The organism is Mycobacterium parmense (genome assembly GCF_010730575.1).
Lineage (GTDB): Bacteria > Actinomycetota > Actinomycetes > Mycobacteriales > Mycobacteriaceae > Mycobacterium > Mycobacterium parmense.
The window spans coordinates 3,117,328-3,135,992 of sequence record NZ_AP022614.1; the positions used below are offsets into that span (position 1 = coordinate 3,117,328).

Consider the following 18,665-nt stretch of genomic DNA (forward strand, 5'->3'; position numbering starts at 1 on the left):
TGGTGGAGTGAGCAAGGCCGATCCCCTGGCGCGCTTCGGCGCGGTCACCCGCGAATGGTTCACCAGCACCTTCGCCGCGCCCACGACGGCGCAGGCCGACGCCTGGAACGCCATCGCCGACGGTCACAACACGCTGGTGGTTGCGCCGACGGGGTCCGGCAAGACGCTGGCGGCCTTCCTTTGGGCCCTGGACAACCTCGCCGCCCTCGCGGGTGCGCCGGACCGTGCGCCCGGCACGCAGGTGCTGTACGTCTCCCCGCTCAAGGCCCTCGCGGTCGACGTCGAGCGCAACCTGCGCACCCCGCTGGCCGGACTCACCCGGATCGCCGAACGCCACGGTGTGGCGCCGCCGGACATCAGCGTCGGCGTCCGCTCCGGCGACACGCCGCCCGCACGCCGCCGCGAGCTCATCGCCCGGCCGCCCGACGTCCTGATCACCACCCCCGAGTCGCTGTTCCTCATGCTCACCTCGGCCGCGCGCGAGACCCTGGCGGGGGTTCACACGGTCATCGTCGACGAGATCCACGCGATCGCCGGCGGCAAGCGCGGCGCACACCTGGCCCTGTCGCTGGAGCGGCTCGACGACCTGCGCCGCGGCATGTCCGGGAGCCGGCCCGCGCAGCGCATCGGGTTGTCCGCGACGGTGCGCCCACCCGAGGAACTGGCCCGGTTCTTGTCGGGGCAGTCCCCCACCCGCATCGTGGCGCCCCCGTCGACCAAGACCGTCGAGCTCTCGGTGCAGGTGCCGGTGCCCGACATGGCCAACCTGCCGGACAACACCATCTGGCCCGACGTCGAGAAGCGACTGGTCGACCTCATCGAGTCGCACGCCTCGACCATCGTGTTCGCCAATTCGCGGCGGCTCGCGGAGCGACTGACCGCGCGGCTCAACGAGATTCACGCCGAGCGTTGCGGTCTAGAGCCGTCGGTCGAACCGAATCCGAAGGTGCCCGGCGGGGCGCCGGCACACCTCATGGGCAGCGGCCAGACCCTGGGCGCGGACGCGGTGCTGGCCCGCGCGCACCACGGATCGGTCAGCAAGGAACAGCGCGCCCTCGTCGAGGAGGACCTCAAACGCGGGCTGCTCAAGGCGGTGGTCGCGACGTCGAGCCTGGAGCTGGGCATCGACATGGGCGCCGTCGATCTGGTGATCCAGGTGGAGGCGCCGCCTTCGGTGGCCAGTGGCCTGCAACGCATCGGCCGGGCGGGGCATCAAGTCGGCGAGGTCTCGCGCGGCGTGCTCTTCCCCAAGCACCGCACCGACCTGATCGGATGCGCGGTCAGCGTGCAGCGGATGCTGGCCGGCCAGATCGAGACCATGCGGGTGCCCGCCAACCCGCTCGACATCCTCGCTCAGCAGACCGTGGCCGCGGCCGCGCTGGAGCCGCTGGACGCCGACCAATGGTTCGACACCGTGCGCCGCAGCGCGCCGTTCGCCACCCTGCCGCGCAGCGTGTACGAGGCCACCCTGGACCTGCTGTCGGGCAAGTATCCGTCCACCGAGTTCGCCGAGCTGCGCCCGCGGCTGGTCTACGACCGCGACGCGGGCACGCTGACCGCGCGGCCCGGCGCGCAGCGGCTGGCCGTCACCTCCGGCGGCGCCATCCCCGACCGCGGCATGTTCACCGTCTATCTCGCCACCGAGTCGGAGAAGCCGTCGCGGGTCGGCGAGCTCGACGAGGAGATGGTCTACGAGTCGCGCCCCGGCGACGTCATCTCGCTGGGGGCCACCAGCTGGCGGATCACCGAGATCACCCACGACCGGGTGCTGGTGATCCCCGCGCCGGGGCAACCGGCAAGGTTGCCGTTCTGGCGCGGCGACGACGCCGGCCGCCCCGCCGAGCTCGGCGCCGCCCTGGGCGCCTTCACCGGCGAGTTGGCCGCCCTCAGCCGCGACGCCTTCGACAAGCGTTGCGCCACTCTGGGTTTCGACGCCTACGCGACCGACAATCTGTGGGGCTTGCTGGACGAGCAGAAGGCGGCCACCGGGGTGGTGCCCACCGACACCACCCTGCTGATCGAGCGGTTCCGCGACGAGCTGGGCGACTGGCGGGTGATCCTGCACTCGCCGTATGGGCTGCAGGTGAACGGCCCGCTCGCCCTGGCGGTCGGCCGGCGGCTGCGGGAACGCTACGGCATCGACGAGAAGCCGACCGCGTCCGACGACGGCATCGTGGTGCGGTTGCCCGACACGCTCGAGGAGACCCCGCCCGGTGCCGACCTGTTCGTCTTCGACGCCGACGAGATCGACCCCGTCGTCACCGCCGAGGTGGGCGGGTCGGCGCTGTTCGCGTCGCGGTTCCGCGAATGCTCGGCGCGGGCCCTGCTGCTGCCCCAGCGCAACCCGGGACGCCGCTCGCCGCTGTGGCAACAGCGCCAGCGCGCTGCCCAGCTGCTGGAGGTGGCCCGGAAGTACCCCGACTTCCCCGTGGTCCTCGAGACGGTCCGGGAATGCCTGCAGGACGTGTACGACGTCCCTGCGCTGACCGGGCTCATGGCCGGGATCGCCCAGCGCCGGGTGCGGGTGCTCGAAACGGAGACTGCCAGGCCCTCGCCGTTCGCCGCGTCGCTGCTGTTCGGCTACGTCGGCGCCTTCATGTACGAGGGCGACACCCCGCTCGCCGAGCGCCGGGCCGCGGCGCTGTCCCTGGACAGCTCCCTGCTCGCCGAGCTGCTCGGCCGGGTGGAGCTGCGCGAGCTGCTCGACCCCGCGATCGTCGCCGCTACGGGCCGGCAATTGCAGCACCTCACCGAGGACCGGACCGCGCGTGACGCCGAGGCCGTCGCCGACCTGCTGCGGCTGTTGGGCCCGCTGACCGAGGAAGAGGTCGGCGCCCGCGCCGGCGGCGCCGACGTCGGCGGCTGGCTGGAAGGTCTGCTGGCTGCCCGGCGCGCCCTGCGCGTGTCGTTCGCGGAGCGGGCCTGGTGGGTGGCCGTCGAGGACATCGGCCGGTTGCGCGACGCCGTGGGCGTGGCCGTGCCGCTGGGCGTACCGGCCACCTTCACCGAGGAGGTGCCGGACCCGCTGGGCGAGCTGCTCGGCCGCTATGCCCGCACCCGCACCCCGTTCACCACGGCCGAGGCCGCCGCCCGATTCGGCCTGGGGTTGCGGGTGACGGCCGACGTGCTGGGCCGGCTGGCCGGTGACGGCCGGCTGGTGCGCGGCGACTTCGTCGCGGCGCACCAGGGTTCGGCGGGCGCCGGGGGCGAGCAGTGGTGCGACGCCGAGGTCCTGCGCATCCTGCGGCGACGCTCCCTGGCGGCGCTGCGCGCCCAGGTGGAGCCGGTGAGCACCGCCGCCTACGGGCGCTTCCTGCCGGCCTGGCACCGGGTGGGCGGCGGCGACTCCGGACGTTTCAGCGGACTGGACGGCCTGGTCGCGGTGGTAGACCAGCTGGCGGGGGCCCGGGTGCCGGCGTCGGCGCTCGAGCCGTTGGTGCTGGCCCCGCGGGTGCGCGACTACGCCCCGGCGATGCTCGACGAGCTGCTCGCCACCGGCGAGGTCACCTGGTCGGGCTCCGGCTCGATCTCTGGCAGCGACGGCTGGGTCGCGCTGCACCCCGGCGACACGGCGCCGCTCACGCTGGCCGGGCCCGCCGACATCGAGCTCACCGACGCCCACCGTGCGATCCTCGACACGCTCTGCGGGGGCGGCGCGTACTTCTTCCGCCAGCTCGCCCAGAGCGGGGCCGCCGAGGCCGACCTCAAAGCCGCTCTGTGGGAACTGGTCTGGGCCGGCTGGATCACCGGTGACACGTTCGCGCCGGTGCGCGCCACGCTCGGCGGCGCGGGCGGCCGCAAGCGTTCCGCCCCGGCGCACCGGACCCGCCGCGCGCCGCGCCTGAGCCGGTACAGCGTCGCGCACCCACAGACCCGCACCACCGACCCCACCGTCGCGGGCCGTTGGTCGGTCCTCGCGCCACCGGAGCCGGACTCCACGGTGCGCGCCCACTACCAGGCCGAACTGCTGTTGAACCGGCATGGCGTGCTCACCCGGGGCGCCGTGGCGGCCGAAGACGTTCCCGGCGGGTTCGCCACCCTGTACAAGGTGCTCAGCACGTTCGAGGACGCCGGCAGGTGCCAGCGGGGCTATTTCGTCGAGTCGCTGGGGGGCGCGCAGTTCGCCGTCGCGTCCACCGTCGACCGGCTGCGGAGCTACACCGACGGGATCGACCCCGAACGGCCCGAGTACCGGGCCGTCGTGCTGGCCGCCGCCGATCCGGCCAACCCCTATGGCGCCGCCCTGCCCTGGCCGGCCCGGGACGCGGACGACGCCGGGCCGGGGGCGCGGCCGGGCCGCAAGGCGGGGGCGCTGGTCGTGCTGGTGGACGGCGAGCTGGCCTGGTTCCTCGAGCGGGGCGGGCGATCGCTGCTGACCTTCAGCGAAGACCCTGCGGCCCACCACGCGGCCGCCGCGGCGCTGGCCGACCTGGTCACCTCGCGGCGGGTCTCGGCGGTGCTCGTCGAACGCATCGACGGGGCGCCGGCCCTGCAGCCGCACGCCGGCGGGCCCGGCCCCGTCGTCGAGGCGCTGACCGACGCCGGCTTCGCCCGGACACCGCGCGGAATGCGGCTGCGCTAGCCATGCCCGAGGGAGACACCGTCTGGCACACCGCGGCCAACCTGCGAGCACACCTGGCGGGTCGCACGCTGACCCGCTGCGACGTGCGGGTGCCGCGCTTCGCCACCGTGGACCTGCGGGGCCACGCGGTCGACGAGGTGCTCAGCCGGGGCAAGCACCTGTTCATCCGTGTAGGGCCGGCCAGCATTCACTCGCACCTGAAGATGGACGGCAGCTGGCGCGTCAGCGAGCGCCCCGTCCGGGTGGACTACCGGGCGCGCATCGTCCTGGAGGCCGGCGCCGTGCGTGCCGTCGGAGTCGACCTGGGCGTGCTGGAGATCCTCGACCGCGACCGCGACGGCGACGCCGTGGCGCACCTGGGGCCCGACCTGTTGGGCCCGGACTGGGACCCGCGGCTGGCGGCGGCCAACCTGACCGCGGTCCCGGATCGGCCGATCGCCGAGGCGCTGCTGGACCAGCGGGTCATGGCCGGGATCGGCAACGTCTACTGCAACGAGCTGTGCTTCGTCAGCGGAGTCCTGCCGACCGCGCCGGTCGCCGCGATCCCCGACCCCCACCGGCTGGTCGTGCGTGCCCGGGACATGTTGTGGCTCAACCGCTCACGCTGGAACCGCTGCACCACGGGCGACACCCGTGCGGGCCGGCAGCTGTGGGTGTACGGGCGGGCGGGCCAGGGCTGCCGTCGCTGCGGGACCCCGGTCAACTACGACGACACCGGCGAGCGGGTCACGTATTGGTGCCCCACCTGTCAGCGTTGATCGCCTACTCGCGGCCGTGCGCCAAGAAGAACTGCGCGATGGCCTCCGACGCGTTGAGCGCGCGGGTGGTGGGCCCGATGACGGTTCGAGGCAGGTATTGCTTGCCGCCCGGCCAGGTGTGGCCGCCCTTGTCGACCTGATAGAGGACCACCTCTGAGGCCGCGGCGCACTCGCCGGAGTCGAAGCGGTGAACGACGGTGCCGTCCCCGGCGTCGGGCAGCACCTGCGCCGACGGGTCGCCCTGACAGCCGTCGACCGCACGCCATTTGCTCAACATGTTTTTAACGGACACCGCATGGCTCACCCCTCCGCGACCGCGCACCACGCCCCCGTTGAACGGCACCAGCGGATCGGCGGTGCCGTGCGCCGCCCACACCGAGACCGGCCGCGACGGGTTGCACGCCACGTTCGCGCCGAGTGTGCCCGCCACCGGCGCGATGGCGGCGAACACGTCGGCTCGGTCACAGGCCAGCCTGGTCGACATGAATCCGCCGTTGGACATGCCGGTGACGAAGACGTGACCGGGGTCGATGTTGTAGTCGCCCCGCAGTTTGCCGACCAGCGAGACGAGGAAGGCGACGTCGTCGACGTGGTGGCGGTCGGCGGGCGCCGCGCCGCGGCCATCGGCCCAGCTCTTCTCGAATCCGTCGGGATAGACCACCAACAGGTGATGGGCGTCGGCGACGGGGTCGAAATCGGTCAGGCCACGTTGCCCGATCCCGGTTCCGCCGCCCCCGTGCAGGCTGAGCACCAGCCCGACGGGTTCGCCCGGCGGCACATGCAGCGTGTAGGTCCGGTCGATGCCGCCCGAACGCAGGCCGCCGGGCAGGTCCTGGGCGCTGGCGGCCTCCACGTGCCGCACGCCGCAACCGACCAGACAGGTGGCCACCGCCGCGAGCGACAGCCATCGTGGGTACGGCATGCGGACAAATTACCGACCGCGGGTGGGCTTCGACGAGTGCCGGGCGGCTGGGCGCGGCGAGCGCAAGCCCGACGGCCACGGAGTTGCGGCGTTAGTAATGCCGACGATGATTGCAGGACGCCGTTTCGTAACTTTCCGGCCATGTTGGAAGGCCACGTTATGGACGACGAATCAGGGCCCTCACGTCGTACGGGAGTTTTCCACATGTTGATCACGCGCACTCGGACACCCAGCTGGGTGCTCACCCTTGTCGGTGCCGTCGTCGCTTCGGCGATTGCGCTGCTCACGCCCCTGCTAGCAGCGCCTACCGCGCACGCGGACGCCACAGACGACGCCTTCGTCGCGGCGCTCAAGGCTCACGGCATCGTCCACGAGTCCAACTCGGCCGCCATCGCCGCCGGCCACCTGGTCTGCCACCAGATGGACATGGGCAAGACCCAGGAGCAGATCGCCACGGACGTGATGAACAGCAGCACGCTCGACGGCGACAACGCCGGATACTTCGTCGCCGTCGCCGAACGCGCGTACTGCCCGCAGTACGCCGACATCTCCTGAGATAGCCGCCGGGGGCGGGGTTCGCAATCCCGCCCCATTCTTTCCTCAACCACCCCCTTCGATAGGGCCGTCGGCGGCGGCACCGTCCGCGCCGCCGTGGCCCAGATCTCAGCGATTCCCGGCTCGCGAGAACCTGTAACGTGCGAGCATTCGGGCTGGATTCGATGACAGCAACCAACGGCGCTTATGTTCTGGGGAGTGGCACAGATGACGAGCATCCGTATGCGAAAGCACGCGCGGTTGTTCTTGGCTACCGGGGTCGTCCCCGCGGTCGGGCTGCTCGGCACGCTGGCGGCGCCGAACGCACGCGGCGACGCCGTCGACGACGCGTTCATCGGGGCGCTGAAGGCAAAGAACATCACCTTCGAATCGCCGGCGACCGCCATCAACTCGGGCCACCTGGTCTGCCACGAACTCGACCTCGGCTCGACGCCGGAGCAGACCGCGCAGGACGTGATGAACAGCAGTCAGCTCGACGGCTACCACGCGGGCTACTTCGTCGGCGTCAGCATCCGGGCGTACTGCCCCAAGTACGCCGGCCAGTAACGATCCGATAATTAACAGCGCGTTGACAGGAACGCGATAATCCGGCGCGTAAAATTGGCGCGATACAAACAATTACGGAGATTCGGCTTTTCATGATAATGAAAGTCCTCAGCGGTGGTGCCATCGTCGTGGGCGTCGCCGTCGGACTATCGGGGACGGCCACCGCCGACCCGCCCAGTCCGTTCGGATCGCTCGGATGCAGCTGCCAGGAGACCGCACCGGCGGGTAGCCCGGCACTCACCCAGAAGATCGACCGCGGGATACGGCAGGGCCTTTCCGGGCTGCCGTCAAGCCCCGTATTCGACCAGTAGCGTTCGTCGGGCCGCATGTTCAGCCCGTCGCCCCCTGCGCCACGGCTTGCCGCGGACGGTGACCTGGCCCGCGGGAAATCGGTTCTGTAGACACCTGCTTGCAGCTGTCTACACCGAGGTAGTCATACATATGGTGCCGCCGCTGCGCCTTGTCGGGAGTCAGGGTGTCACTTGCCGAAACCAACTGTGGGGTCACGATTGTCACGCAGCGCGCGTGACAGCGAGGCGTAGCCGGCCGGCCTGACGGTGTAGTAGCGCGGCAACAAGCCGGGGAACTCGCGGACCGATCCGAAGCCCGCACGGGTCAGCAGCGCCGCGCGAGTCGGTGAGCTGAACCCGAAAGGCTTCTGCGACGTCTGTTTACCGCCCATTCACTCTGTGGATGGCGGCACCGGTGTCCGCTTGGTGAAAGCGTCTTCAGTGCGCCACCATTGCCCCTGGCTCGCCGAGCCGATTTCGCTGAGTGTCAGGGCGGTGGACGGATGACCTTGGTTGGCACATTTCCCGGCCGCGGTGTGGCTATGGCGGCGCGGCCGCCGCGCAACTGGGCAGCGGATGTCGCCGTGTTCGTCGGCGCCGCGGTTTTGTTGTGGTTGGTGGTGCGTGTCGGCCGCGGGACGGCTGTGCCGTGGACGGTGCCGAGCGCGCCCTCGTCGGTGTCCACCGATCCCGGCCAATTGCCGTACTACGCCGCCCGATCGCTGCTACGTATGTTCGCCGCGCTGGGCTTGTCGTTGATCTTCACGTTCTTCTACGCTACTGCGGCGGCGCGCTCACGACGCGCTGAAAAAGTGCTCATCCCGCTGTTGGACTTTCTGCAATCCGTGCCAGTCCTGGGATTCCTCGCCATCACCATCACCGGGTTCATCGCGTTGTTTCCCGGTTCGATGTTGGGCCTGGAATGCGCGTCGATCTTCGCGATCTTCACCTCGCAGGCGTGGAACATGACATTCGCGTTCTACCAATCGCTGATCACCCAGCCTCACGATCTCGACGAGGCCTCCCGTCTGTTACGGCTCTCACGATGGCAGCGATTCTGGCGGGTCGACCTGCCCAGCGGGGTAATTCCGCTCGTCTGGAACGGCATGATGAGTTTCGGCGGGGGCTGGTTTTTCCTCACCGCGTCGGAAGCCTTGAGCGTCAACAACCACAAGTTCGCCCTGCCCGGGATCGGCGCCTACGTGGCGTCTGCCAGCAACGAGGGAAACCTGACCAGGGTGCTGCTGGCCATCGTGACCATGATCGTGGTGATCATCGGGGTCAACGCGCTGTTCTGGCGCCCGTTGACGGCGTGGTCCGAACGGTTCCGCATCGAGGAATCCCAGGCCATCGAAGCGCCGCGCAGTGTCACGCTGAACATCCTGCGGCGCTCTCGTGTTCCCGGCATCGTCGGCCGTCCGCTCGGGCGGCTGGTGTATCCGATCGACCGAGTGACCGCGGTGTTCGGGACCACCGGACCTCCGCTGAAAACATCACCCGTGCGCCGCCGCGCCGGCGACGCCGTATTCATTCTCAGCGTGACGGTCGCGCTCGGCTACGGCGCGTTCCGGGTGATCGCTTACATCGCCGGCAGCGCCGGCTTCAGCGAGGTCGGGCACGCGGCGCTGCTCGGCTTGGCCACCTTCGCCCGCGTCGTGGTGGTGGTCGTCGTCTCAACGTTGATCTGGGTGCCGATCGGAGTCTGGATTGGCATGAATCCCAAGGTGACTCGGCTGGCCCAGCCGGTGGTGCAGGTGCTGGCGTCATTTCCGGCAAACTTCTTGTTCCCGTTGTTCACTGCCGCGCTGCTTGCCACCGGGATCAGCATCAACTGGGGCGGTATTTTGCTCATGGCGCTCGGCACGCAGTGGTACATCCTGTTCAACGTGATCGCCGGGGCCAGTGCGATTCCCACCGAGCTTCGTGACGCCGCCGCCAGCCTGAGGCTGCCCACGATGCTGAGGTGGCGCACCCTGATACTGCCCGGAATCTTCGGTAGCTACGTCACCGGCGGCATCACCGCAGCCGGGGGGGCGTGGAACGCGTCCATCGTCGCTGAAGTCGTCCAGTACCACAGCACCACATTGTCGGCCGTCGGGCTGGGCGCCTACATCACGCATGCCACCGCGGTGGGTGACGCGCCGCGCCTGCTGATCGGCGTGATCGCGATGAGCTTCTATGTCGTGACGATGAACATCGTGCTTTGGCAGCGCCTCTACCGCCTGTCCGAGCGGCGTTTCTCCTTATCCTGATCCGCAAAAGTTTGACGGAGGTTCCCATGACTGAAGACGACGTGATCATCCACCTCGACCACGTCGGCAAGACCTTCGCAAAGCCCGATGGCGGCACGTTGGTGGTCCTCGACGACATCAACCTCGACATTCGCGAGGGAGAAGTCGTCGCGCTGCTCGGCCGCTCCGGATGCGGCAAGTCGACGCTGCTGCGCATTATCGCCGGACTGATCGCCCCCACCAGCGGCGCCGCGCTCAACCACGACGCCGAACTCGACGCTGCCAACCCCGGTACGGCGATGGTGTTCCAAAACTTCGCCCTGATGCCATGGCTAACCGTGCAAAAGAATGTGGAACTCGGACTGGCAGCACGCAAGATCCCGCCGGCTGAACGGAGTCGGCAAGCGACGGAGGCCATCGACCTGATCGGCCTCGACGGTTTCGAATCCGCCTATCCCAAGGAACTTTCCGGCGGCATGCGGCAACGCGTCGGATTCGCCCGGGCGCTGGTGCTGCAACCCGATCTGTTGCTGATGGACGAACCCTTCTCCGCGCTGGACGTCCTGACCGCCGAAAACCTGCGCAACGAGCTGATGAGCCTTTGGACCGGCCAGGAGTTCCCTACCAAGGCCATCTGCGTCGTCACCCACAACATCGAAGAAGCGATCGTGCTGGCCGACCGCGTCGTCGTGCTGAGCAGCAATCCCGGCCACGTCTTGGCCGAATTCCCCATCCACCTCGAACGTCCCCGCGATCGCCGTTCGCCATCCTTCGAAGCGCTCGTGGACAAGCTTTACGGACTGCTGACCGGCACCGGATCCGCCACCACACTCGTCGAACCCGGCGCCACACCCACCAGCCACCCCCTGCCCAGAGCGACCGTCGGCGGGCTGGCCGGGTTGGTCGAAATCGTCTATGGCAAAGGTGGGCACGTCAGCATCCCCAACGTCGCCGCCGACTTGGGTATCGCGGCCGCAGACCTGTTGCCACTCGTGGACGCCGCCGCGTTGCTCGACTTCCTGCGCGTCAGCGGAACCGACCTCGAGCTCACCCCCATCGGCAAGGATTTCACCACCGGTGATATCCAAACCAGCAAGCAGATCTTCGCCCAACAGGTGCGCACCCGCGCGCCCCTGGTGCGCACCATCTGCCACGCTCTACATGACTGCCCCGACGGCAGCCTGCGCGCCGGATTCTTCCTCGACATCCTCCAACAGGGATTCAATCCCGAGGACGCCCGGCGACAACTCGACATCGCCATCGGCTGGGGCCGCTACGCGGAGCTCTTCGACTACAACACACACACCGACCAAATCACCGCCGACTCCAACGCCATCCTCGTGACGCCGGCCGAGTCCAGCGTCGCTCAGTAGGCGGATATCTCGTCCTCGGAGGGCAGCTCGCCGGTGACCATGAAGGTCACCCGGCGGCCGACCTCCACGGCGTGGTCGGCGAAGCGCTCGTAGAAGCGGCCCAGCAGGGCGGTCTCCACGGCCGCGGGGATGCTGTGCTTCCATTCGCCGTCGATCAGCTCGGTGAACAACCGCCGGTACAGCTCGTCCATGGCGTCGTCCTGTTCGTGCAGCCGGGCGGCCTCCTGCGGATCGCGGGAGATCAGCACCCGTTTGGCGCTGTCGCCCAACATGATCGCCACCTTGGCCATGCCGGCGAAGCACTCGCGGACTTCCGCCGGAAGGAGCTGTTGCGGGTACTCTCGCCGCGCGATCTCGGCGACGTGCACCGCCAGCGCGCCCATCCTTTCGGTGTCGGCGAGGATCTGGATGGCGCTGAAGACGGCGCGCAGCTCGCCGGCCACCGGCTGTTGCAAGGCCAACAGCGCGAACGCTTTGCCCTCGGCCTGCTGACGCAACGCCACGATCCGGGCGTGGTCGCGGATCACGCGGTTGGCGGCGTCGGCGTCGGCGTCCAGCAGGGCCTGGGTCGCGCGCTTCATCGCCACGCCGGCCAGGCCGCACATCTGCCCGAGTTGGCCGGTCAGCTCGTCCAGCTGCTGGTGGTAGACGGTTCGCATGGTGGTGACGCCTCTCTGAAGGACACCTGACTGGCACGCTAGGGACTCCCCGCCGACTTCCGCTAGGGACGAAAGCCACCCGGTGGCCGGTTTGTCGGCACGCCCGCCCGACCCGCCGGCGCGCCGCAGACGGTCACGCGGAGAAGGGCACAAGGTCACACCCGCGCGGTGCCCTCGACCCTGTCGGTCAGCGGTCACACCGACCAGAATCGAGCCGTGAACAACGAGAGCCGGGTGCAGCTCAAGCCTTATCGGTCTGTATCGGAGCACATCGACGGGGCGTGGTGGCCGCGGTCCTACGACCTGATCGGCGAGCTGCCCGGCCTACTCGCGTCGGTCGCCGAGCGGCTCGGGCGGGTGGTGATCGTGGGCTACCGCCGCAACGGCTGGCAGGAAACGCCGCCCCTTGCCGAGATCGGCGGCCACACGGTGGAACTGCTCGGGTTCACCAGCGACGAATCGGCCACCGTCATCCTGATCGGCGAGCACGGCCACCACCTCACGCTGGAGGTCGTCCGCCCGGACACCAGCGAGGACGCCGCGCGCGATGCGCTGAAACGGGCGGCGGTGCCCGCCGACACCGAGCCCGCACCCGCCGGTCGGACGACGATCGCGCGAACCGTGGCCGACGTGGCGGACAAGCTGGCCCGCCACGAGGGCCTCGGCGACGAGGAGCGGACCGCTCAGATCAGACAATGGGCGCAGGAGGCCCATCGACAGTTCGCCGATGCGCCCCTGCAGACCTTCGTGCCGATCCTGGTCGAACACATCGTGCGCAACCGCATGCTGGAAACCCGCCCGCGTCAGCATCGCGGTCCGCCGGCCGAAGAATCACGGACCGCAGAACAATCACAGACCGGGTAGGCCGCCCATCAGGGCGCTCAACGCTTTGGCGTCGGCCGGTCCGGGCAAACCCCAGCCGGGCCGGTAGTCGAACAACCGGTCCACCGTCACCGCCTTGAGGTCGACGTCCAGGAGCTCGATGGCGTCCGGCGGCACGAGCGCGGGATGCGCATAGCCACAGGCGCGCGCCAGGGACAACAGCTCGAAGCGCAGGGTGGCCAGATAGTTGGCGCAGCGCACCGATTTCACCGCCGGGTCCAGGCCGTGCTGCAACCACGCCGACTGGGTCGCGACGCCGGATGGGCACCGACCCGTGTGGCAGCGCTGGGCCTGGATGCAGCCGATCGAAAACATCGCCGTACGGCCGGCGTTGATCATGTCGCAGCCCGCGGCCAGAGCCAGCAGGGCGTTCTCCGGGATGCCGAGCTTGCCCGAACCGACGAACACCACCTCGTGATGCAGCCCGTGTTCGGCGAAAACCCGGTAGACGCGGGAGAACGCCCACTTGAAGGGCAGGGCGACATGGTCGGTGAAAACGAGCGGGGCCGCGCCGGTGCCGCCCTCGCCGCCGTCGATGGTGACGAAGTCGACACCGGTGCCGGTGCGGGCCATGCGCGCCGCCAGGTCGATCCAGAACCGCTCCTCGCCGACCGCCGACTTAATGCCCACCGGCAGGCCGGTCTCGGCGGCGATGGTCTCCACCAGCTCCAGCAGCCCGTCGACGTCGCGGAACGCCGTGTGGCCGGCGGGGCTCTTGCAGTCCACGCCTACCGGGATGCCGCGGATGGCGGCGATCTCGGGGGTGACCTTGGCGCCCGGCAGCATGCCGCCCAGTCCTGGTTTGGCGCCCTGGCTGAGCTTGATCTCGATGGCCCGGATCGATTGCGTGGCCGCAACCCGGTCGATCAGCCGGGGCAGGCTGAAGGTGCCGTCGTCGTTGCGGCACCCGAAGTAGCCGGTGCCGATCTGCCACACCAGTTCTCCCCCGTTGAGGTGGTACGGCGACACCCCGCCCTCGCCGGTGGTGTGCAGGGCTCCGGCCAGGGCCGCCCCCTTGTTGAGCGCGGTGATCGCCGCGGCGGACAGCGCACCGAAGCTCATCCCCGAGACGTTGACCAGCGACGCCGGCCGGAAGGCTCTGGCCCGCCCCCGCGCGCCGCCGAGCACCTTCGCCGACGGCAGCGGCACGGCGGGGTCGGGATGCCCGGGCTCGCCGCCGCCGGCCGGCAGCGGGAACGCCGCGTGCTTGATGATCGGGTAGTTATGGACCCGTTCCAGGTCGTTGTCGGTGCCGAACCCGAAGTATCGATTGCCCATCTTCGACGACGCGTACACCCACCGGCGCTGGTCGCGGCTGAAGGGCCGTTCCGCGTCGTTGTCGGTGACGATGTACTGGCGCAGCTCCGGGCCCACCGCCTCGAGCAGGAACCGCAGGTGGCCGACCACGGGATAGTTGCGCAGGATGGTGTGCCGGCGCTGCAACAGATCCCATCCCGTCACCCCGGCCAGGCCGCCACCCAGCAGGGCGGCCGCGAATCGTCGCTTCACGCCGGCACGGCGCGGAGTTCGCTCATGTGATCATGCTCGCCGCCCACGCCGCCCCTTCCTAGTGACGTGAGTCCTCAATTCCCTCCGGCACATGCGACATCCGGCCCTAGTCCGCGCCGCCGTCGCGACATCAGGCTGGCACACATGGGCGCTGCGGCGCGGAGCCCTCACCCCGCTGACGGCGGGCGGTGCATCACCGTCCCCTTGAGCTCCAGGCCGTACTCGATCCCCTCGTAGTCGCGCCCCTCGAGCTTGCGTGCCTTCTTCGAGGCCGCCGCCGCCGCGGGCATTCGCATCGGCGGCATCGGGATGGAGGGAAAACCCATGTCGTCCACGGGAAGGGGGGTCACCGACGACGCGAGCTGGACCGGAACCTGCGCGGCGGGCACCAGGCCCACCACCGACGGCGGCATCATCAGCTTGCCCACCGACACGGCCGCGCCCATCGCCGCGGCGGGCTCCACTTCCGCCACTCCGGCGCCCAGGGCACCGCCGAGTGAGCCCAGGCCCGAGGCCTCCGCGCCCAGCGCCGCCTCCCCCTCCGAGACGCCAGACCCGACGTCGGCGCCGACCGACTGCAGCGACTGGGACGCGCTCAACTGCGCGAGGTAACTGAGCAGGTTGATCGGGATCCCGCCCGCGATGAACTGGTTGCCGTACGCCATGGCCAGTCCGAACCACCCGGCCTTGGGGTCAAAGCCGAAAGGGGTGCTCAGCAGCGAGGTCAGCAGATCCCCGATCGCCGACTGCGCCGACGTCACGGCGGTCGGAGCAGCGGCCGCCGCGGGACTGGCGGCGGGGGTCGCGGCCGCGGCCCGTACCGTGCGGGCCGGCCCGGCGGCGGCCCGGGCTACACCGGCCACGTTCGGCAGCCGCGACGACTTCGCGATCGGGGGCGGCGGCGAGAACGACGGCAGCGTGACGGCCTGTGCCGACGCTGCCTGGTAGCGGTGCATCGCCCCGGTGTTGTTCGCCCACATCGCCGCGTACTCGTCTTCGGTCGCAGCGATCGCCGCGAGGTTGTTCCCGAACCAGTTGGTGGCCAACAACTGCGCCAGCCTAGCCCTGTTGTCGGCGACCTGGGCCGGCGTGACCATCGCCGAGCGGGCGGCGTCGAAGGCCGCCGCGGCGGCCTGAGCCGAGGAAGCCGCCTGCATACACTGCTGCGCGGTGACGGCCATCCAGTCGAGGTAGGGCTCGACGGCCCCGGTCATCGCGTCCGACGACGTGCCACCCCAGGAATCGGTCAGCGACGACAGGACCGCGGCGTAGCCTTCTGCGGAGGCCTCCAAGCCGTTGCCCAGTTCCTCCCAGGCGTCCGACGCCTCGATCAACGGCCAGGCTCCGGGGCCGGTGTGGATCAGCGCCGAGCTGACCTCGGGCGGCAGCGCTAGGGAATCCATGCCGTCTCATTCAGGAGAATGTCTCGGTTGCTGCTCGTCGCCGTTGACTCAGCCGGTGGCGGCAATGGGTGTCCGCGGTCGTGGGGCACCATGGTGTGCTCTTATCCGGCAGATGGCGGTCGGGGCATCACCGATCCCTTGACTCGCGCGCCGTACTCCTGCTCCTCGTATTTCTGCTGCTTGCGTTTGCGCCAGCCACTGCCCGCCGAGATCGGCGGCGGCATCAGGGGCGGGAGCATGGGCATGCCGGCGTCGCCCGGCGGCAGCGGCGACGCCGCCGACGCCAGCTGCACCGGCGCTTGCGCGGCGGGCAGCAGCCCCACCACCGCGGGGGGCGCGGTGATCTTGCCCAGCGACACCCCCACGCCGATCGCGCCGGTGGTACCCACTTGTCCGAGTCCGGCGCCGAGGCCACCGCCCATGGCCCCCAGACCCGACGCCGCGCCCGAGGCCGCCCCGCCGATCGCGGACTCGCCTTCGGTGAGGCCGGTGCCGACCTCGGCGCCCACCGACTGCAGGGCCTGGGCGGAGTTGGCCTGCGCCAGGTAGCTGAGCATGTTGATGGGGAAGCCCGACGAGATGAACTGGTTGGCCCACGTATTGGCCAGCCCGAACCAGCCGGCGTTGGGGTCGAAGCCGAATGGGGTACTCAGGATCGAGGTCAGCAGATCGCCGATCGCCGTCTGCGCTGACGTCGCCGCGCCGGGAGCGGCGCTCGTGGACGTGGCGGTGGTCTGGGCCGCCGCCCCGGCGGGATTCACGATCGAGGCCGGCGACGAGAACTGCGAGAGCGTCGTCGTGGCCTGAGACGACGCCGTCTGATAGCGGTTCATCGCCGCCGAGTTGTTGGCCCACATGGTCTGGTACTGATCTTCGGTCGCGGCTATCGCCGGCAGGTTGTTGCCGAAGCGGTTGGTCGCCAGCAACTGCGCCAGCCGCGCGCGGTTCGCACTCACCTGGGCCGGCGTAACCATCGTCGAGGCGGCGGAGGTGTAGGCCACCGCGGCGGCCTGAGTGGAGTAGGCCATCTGCTGGGCCTGCTGCGCGGTGTTGCGCATCCAGGCCACGTACGGGCGCGCGGCCTGGATCGCGGCGGCCCCGGACGGGCCGTCCCACGACTCAGCCAGCGACGAGAGCACCGCAGAGTAGCCGGCGGTGGAGTTCTCCAACTCGGTGCCCAGGCGCTCCCACGCTGCGGACGCCTCCATGATCGAGCCGGCTCCGGGCCCCGAGTGGATGAGCGCCGAGGTGATCTCTGGGGGCAGGGCTGAGAAGTCCATGGCACCTCACTTCGCAAACGTGGGCGACGAACGGAAGACATCGCGATGACTACGCCGCAACGAAACCCCAAACATTGAGTTTTGAAGTCTCATCTGCGGATCGGCGCCTTTCCCTGTCCCCCTACCGGATGCCACGAACATATACCGGCGACGCTGGTCAGCGAAGTGTTTACCGGTCAGGAGACCCTGTGTTTCGCTACACGTTTACCGTGGCGCCGCGCGGCAGGTCGACTCGGCCAAGCACGGCGGACAGCCGCGGCCGTCGTCGAACCGGATCGGGATCGTTTCGAGGGCCGGCGACGAGGTCGGTCTCGCCTCGACGGGCCGACGACGGGACTACCAGCGCAGCATCAGGCTTTCCAGGTGGGTCACGCCCGTCGGTTGATGCACGATGGCTGGCGCGAAGTCTGGTTCTAACTCGAAGTCTGGGATGCGGCCCAACCACTCGGCCACGAAGGTGGCCATTTCAAGGCGGGCCAAGTGCATGCCGAGGCATCTGTGTATGCCACTGCCGAACGCCCAATGACGTTGCCGATGAATCTCTCCGTCGCCGGCTGTCGATATCTCGTCGCCGCCGTTCTCTCTGCCCGCGGCTTCCAAAGCCAGCCAGACCACACTGCGCGCCGGGACTGTGACGCCGCCGATCTCGACCGCACGAGAGGTGACGCGCGGGATGGCCGGTCCCGGCGCTTCCAGCCGTAGCATCTCCTCGACGAACGCCGGGATCTGCGCGGCATCCTCGCGTAGGCGGGCCCGCAGCTGCGGGTCGCGGGCAAGGCGCAGTAGAGTGAAACAGTTTGCGGCGGAAACCATTTCAACCCCGGCGACGGAGAACAGCAAAAGGAGGACCGACACGGCTTCCACCTCGCTGAGCGGAAAGTCGCGATCGGCGGTGACTCCTTCCAGGAGCGGCCAGAGAACGCCGGGCAATCGAGCGGGATTGCTCGTCTGGGTGACCAGTTCAGAATTCAGCCATTGGACCAGCTCAAGTTCGGCCGCTCCGTTGGGGTCACCGACCACTGCCGCCCGGATCAGCCGTTCAGCCCTGGCGTCCTCAGCCGGTATCCCGCACACGGTGAGCAGCGTTTGGCAGGCGAAGCTGTCGGTGACCCCGACGGCGTCGCATCGCCCTTTCGCAGCGACCGTGTCGAACAGCAGCGCCGCCCGGGACCGCAACGCCGGAGCGAAGGGAGCCAATGCTTTAGGGCTGAAAAGAGGATGCAGTACACGGCCGAAACGGGCATGCTCGGACCGGCTCCCACAAGAAAGCGGAACTTGAGGAAGCGGCACGCCCGACAAGGCGATCTTGAAGGTTTTCGGTGGCGAGACAAACGTTTCCGGGTCGAGCAAAGCCGCCCGCACATCGTCTCGTCTGGTGAGGTAATAGCCGCGTAGCTCTGGTTTACCCGCCTCGAGTTTCACCACCGGGCCCAGTTCCCGCAACTGGCGCCAGAACGCGCCGCGGTCCGCAGCGAACTCCGGACTCTCCTTGTGGTGCAGCGGAGGCCAAGTCATGCCGCCTCCGACGAAGCCCAGGGCTCACCAACACAGGTGGCACAGCGATAACCCCGAATCGCGCGTCGTGGCGTCCCCGCGGACGCGGTCTCTGAATTCGCCTCGCCGAGCTCACCAAAGATGCCGAAGATCGTTGTTCGGTTCATCGTTTCGATGGCGG

14 protein-coding genes and 1 pseudogene are annotated in these 18,665 nt (G+C 69.4%); 8 read left to right on the plus strand and 7 right to left on the minus strand.

Features of this window, described 5'->3' with window-relative positions; genetic code table 11:
• The first annotated feature begins 7 nt into the window (after positions 1 to 7).
• Positions 8 to 4,582, plus strand: coding sequence for an ATP-dependent helicase (locus tag G6N48_RS14330; protein WP_085270644.1), 4,575 nt, complete (start codon positions 8 to 10; stop codon positions 4,580 to 4,582).
• A 2-nt stretch (positions 4,583 to 4,584) separates the two neighbouring features.
• Entirely contained in the window at positions 4,585 to 5,340 is a 756-nt protein-coding gene (gene nei2, locus G6N48_RS14335; protein ID WP_085270643.1) for an endonuclease VIII Nei2, read from the plus strand.
• Between the two features lie 4 nt (positions 5,341 to 5,344).
• Here the strand turns inward: nei2 and G6N48_RS14340 are convergent, their stop codons facing one another.
• Positions 5,345 to 6,262 carry an extracellular catalytic domain type 1 short-chain-length polyhydroxyalkanoate depolymerase gene (locus tag G6N48_RS14340; protein ID WP_085270642.1) on the minus strand — a complete coding sequence of 306 codons (918 nt, stop codon included), beginning with the start codon at positions 6,260 to 6,262 and terminating at the stop codon, positions 5,345 to 5,347.
• Between the two features lie 204 nt (positions 6,263 to 6,466).
• Here G6N48_RS14340 and G6N48_RS14345 point away from each other — a divergent pair, with 204 nt between their 5' ends.
• From G6N48_RS14345 to G6N48_RS14355, 3 genes are all read left to right on the plus strand, one after another.
• Positions 6,467 to 6,817 (plus strand): DUF732 domain-containing protein, encoded by a 351-nt coding sequence (locus tag G6N48_RS14345; RefSeq protein WP_085270641.1) that lies wholly within the window; start codon positions 6,467 to 6,469, stop codon positions 6,815 to 6,817.
• 207 nt (positions 6,818 to 7,024) lie between these two features.
• Complete coding sequence (locus G6N48_RS14350) at positions 7,025 to 7,363, plus strand: DUF732 domain-containing protein (protein WP_085270683.1); 339 nt, start codon at positions 7,025 to 7,027, stop codon at positions 7,361 to 7,363.
• Between the two features lie 92 nt (positions 7,364 to 7,455).
• On the plus strand, positions 7,456 to 7,674 hold the full coding sequence (locus tag G6N48_RS14355; protein WP_085270640.1) for a hypothetical protein: 219 nt from the start codon (positions 7,456 to 7,458) through the stop codon (positions 7,672 to 7,674).
• 170 nt (positions 7,675 to 7,844) lie between these two features.
• On the opposite strand, the pseudogene G6N48_RS14360 reads toward G6N48_RS14355, so the two are convergent.
• Positions 7,845 to 8,003: pseudogene (locus tag G6N48_RS14360) on the minus strand (hypothetical protein); the annotation flags it as partial.
• A gap of 153 nt (positions 8,004 to 8,156) precedes the next feature.
• Between G6N48_RS14360 and G6N48_RS14365 the strand changes: the two are divergent.
• Together G6N48_RS14365 and G6N48_RS14370 are read left to right on the plus strand one after the other, a co-directional pair.
• Positions 8,157 to 9,905 carry an ABC transporter permease gene (locus G6N48_RS14365; RefSeq protein WP_085270638.1) on the plus strand — a complete coding sequence of 583 codons (1,749 nt, stop codon included), beginning with the start codon at positions 8,157 to 8,159 and terminating at the stop codon, positions 9,903 to 9,905.
• A 26-nt stretch (positions 9,906 to 9,931) separates the two neighbouring features.
• A complete protein-coding gene (locus G6N48_RS14370; RefSeq protein ID WP_085270637.1) occupies positions 9,932 to 11,257 on the plus strand; it encodes an ABC transporter ATP-binding protein in 1,326 nt (441 codons plus the stop codon).
• Here G6N48_RS14370 and phoU read toward each other — a convergent pair.
• Positions 11,251 to 11,916, minus strand: a complete 666-nt coding sequence (phoU, locus tag G6N48_RS14375) for a phosphate signaling complex protein PhoU (protein ID WP_085270636.1) — start codon at positions 11,914 to 11,916, stop codon at positions 11,251 to 11,253. The genes G6N48_RS14370 and phoU overlap by 7 nt on opposite strands.
• Before the next feature lie 216 nt (positions 11,917 to 12,132).
• Between phoU and G6N48_RS14380 the strand changes: the two genes are divergently transcribed.
• Positions 12,133 to 12,780, plus strand: coding sequence for a DUF5994 family protein (locus tag G6N48_RS14380; protein ID WP_085270682.1), 648 nt, complete (start codon positions 12,133 to 12,135; stop codon positions 12,778 to 12,780).
• On the opposite strand, the gene G6N48_RS14385 is transcribed toward G6N48_RS14380, so the two are convergent.
• The 4 genes from G6N48_RS14385 to G6N48_RS14400 form a co-directional block, all read right to left on the minus strand.
• On the minus strand, positions 12,766 to 14,307 hold the full coding sequence (locus tag G6N48_RS14385; protein WP_085270635.1) for an FMN-binding glutamate synthase family protein: 1,542 nt from the start codon (positions 14,305 to 14,307) through the stop codon (positions 12,766 to 12,768). The two genes, G6N48_RS14380 and G6N48_RS14385, sit on opposite strands and share 15 nt — an antisense overlap.
• A gap of 167 nt (positions 14,308 to 14,474) precedes the next feature.
• Positions 14,475 to 15,710 (minus strand): PPE family protein, encoded by a 1,236-nt coding sequence (locus G6N48_RS14390; protein WP_085270634.1) that lies wholly within the window; start codon positions 15,708 to 15,710, stop codon positions 14,475 to 14,477.
• A gap of 101 nt (positions 15,711 to 15,811) precedes the next feature.
• The gene (locus G6N48_RS14395) at positions 15,812 to 16,990 is read right to left on the minus strand and encodes a PPE family protein (RefSeq protein ID WP_085270633.1); all 1,179 of its coding nucleotides are present in this window, start codon (positions 16,988 to 16,990) and stop codon (positions 15,812 to 15,814) included.
• A 336-nt stretch (positions 16,991 to 17,326) separates the two neighbouring features.
• The gene (locus G6N48_RS14400) at positions 17,327 to 18,505 is read right to left on the minus strand and encodes a cytochrome P450 (RefSeq protein ID WP_139825905.1); all 1,179 of its coding nucleotides are present in this window, start codon (positions 18,503 to 18,505) and stop codon (positions 17,327 to 17,329) included.
• Between the last annotated feature and the right edge of the window lie 160 nt (positions 18,506 to 18,665).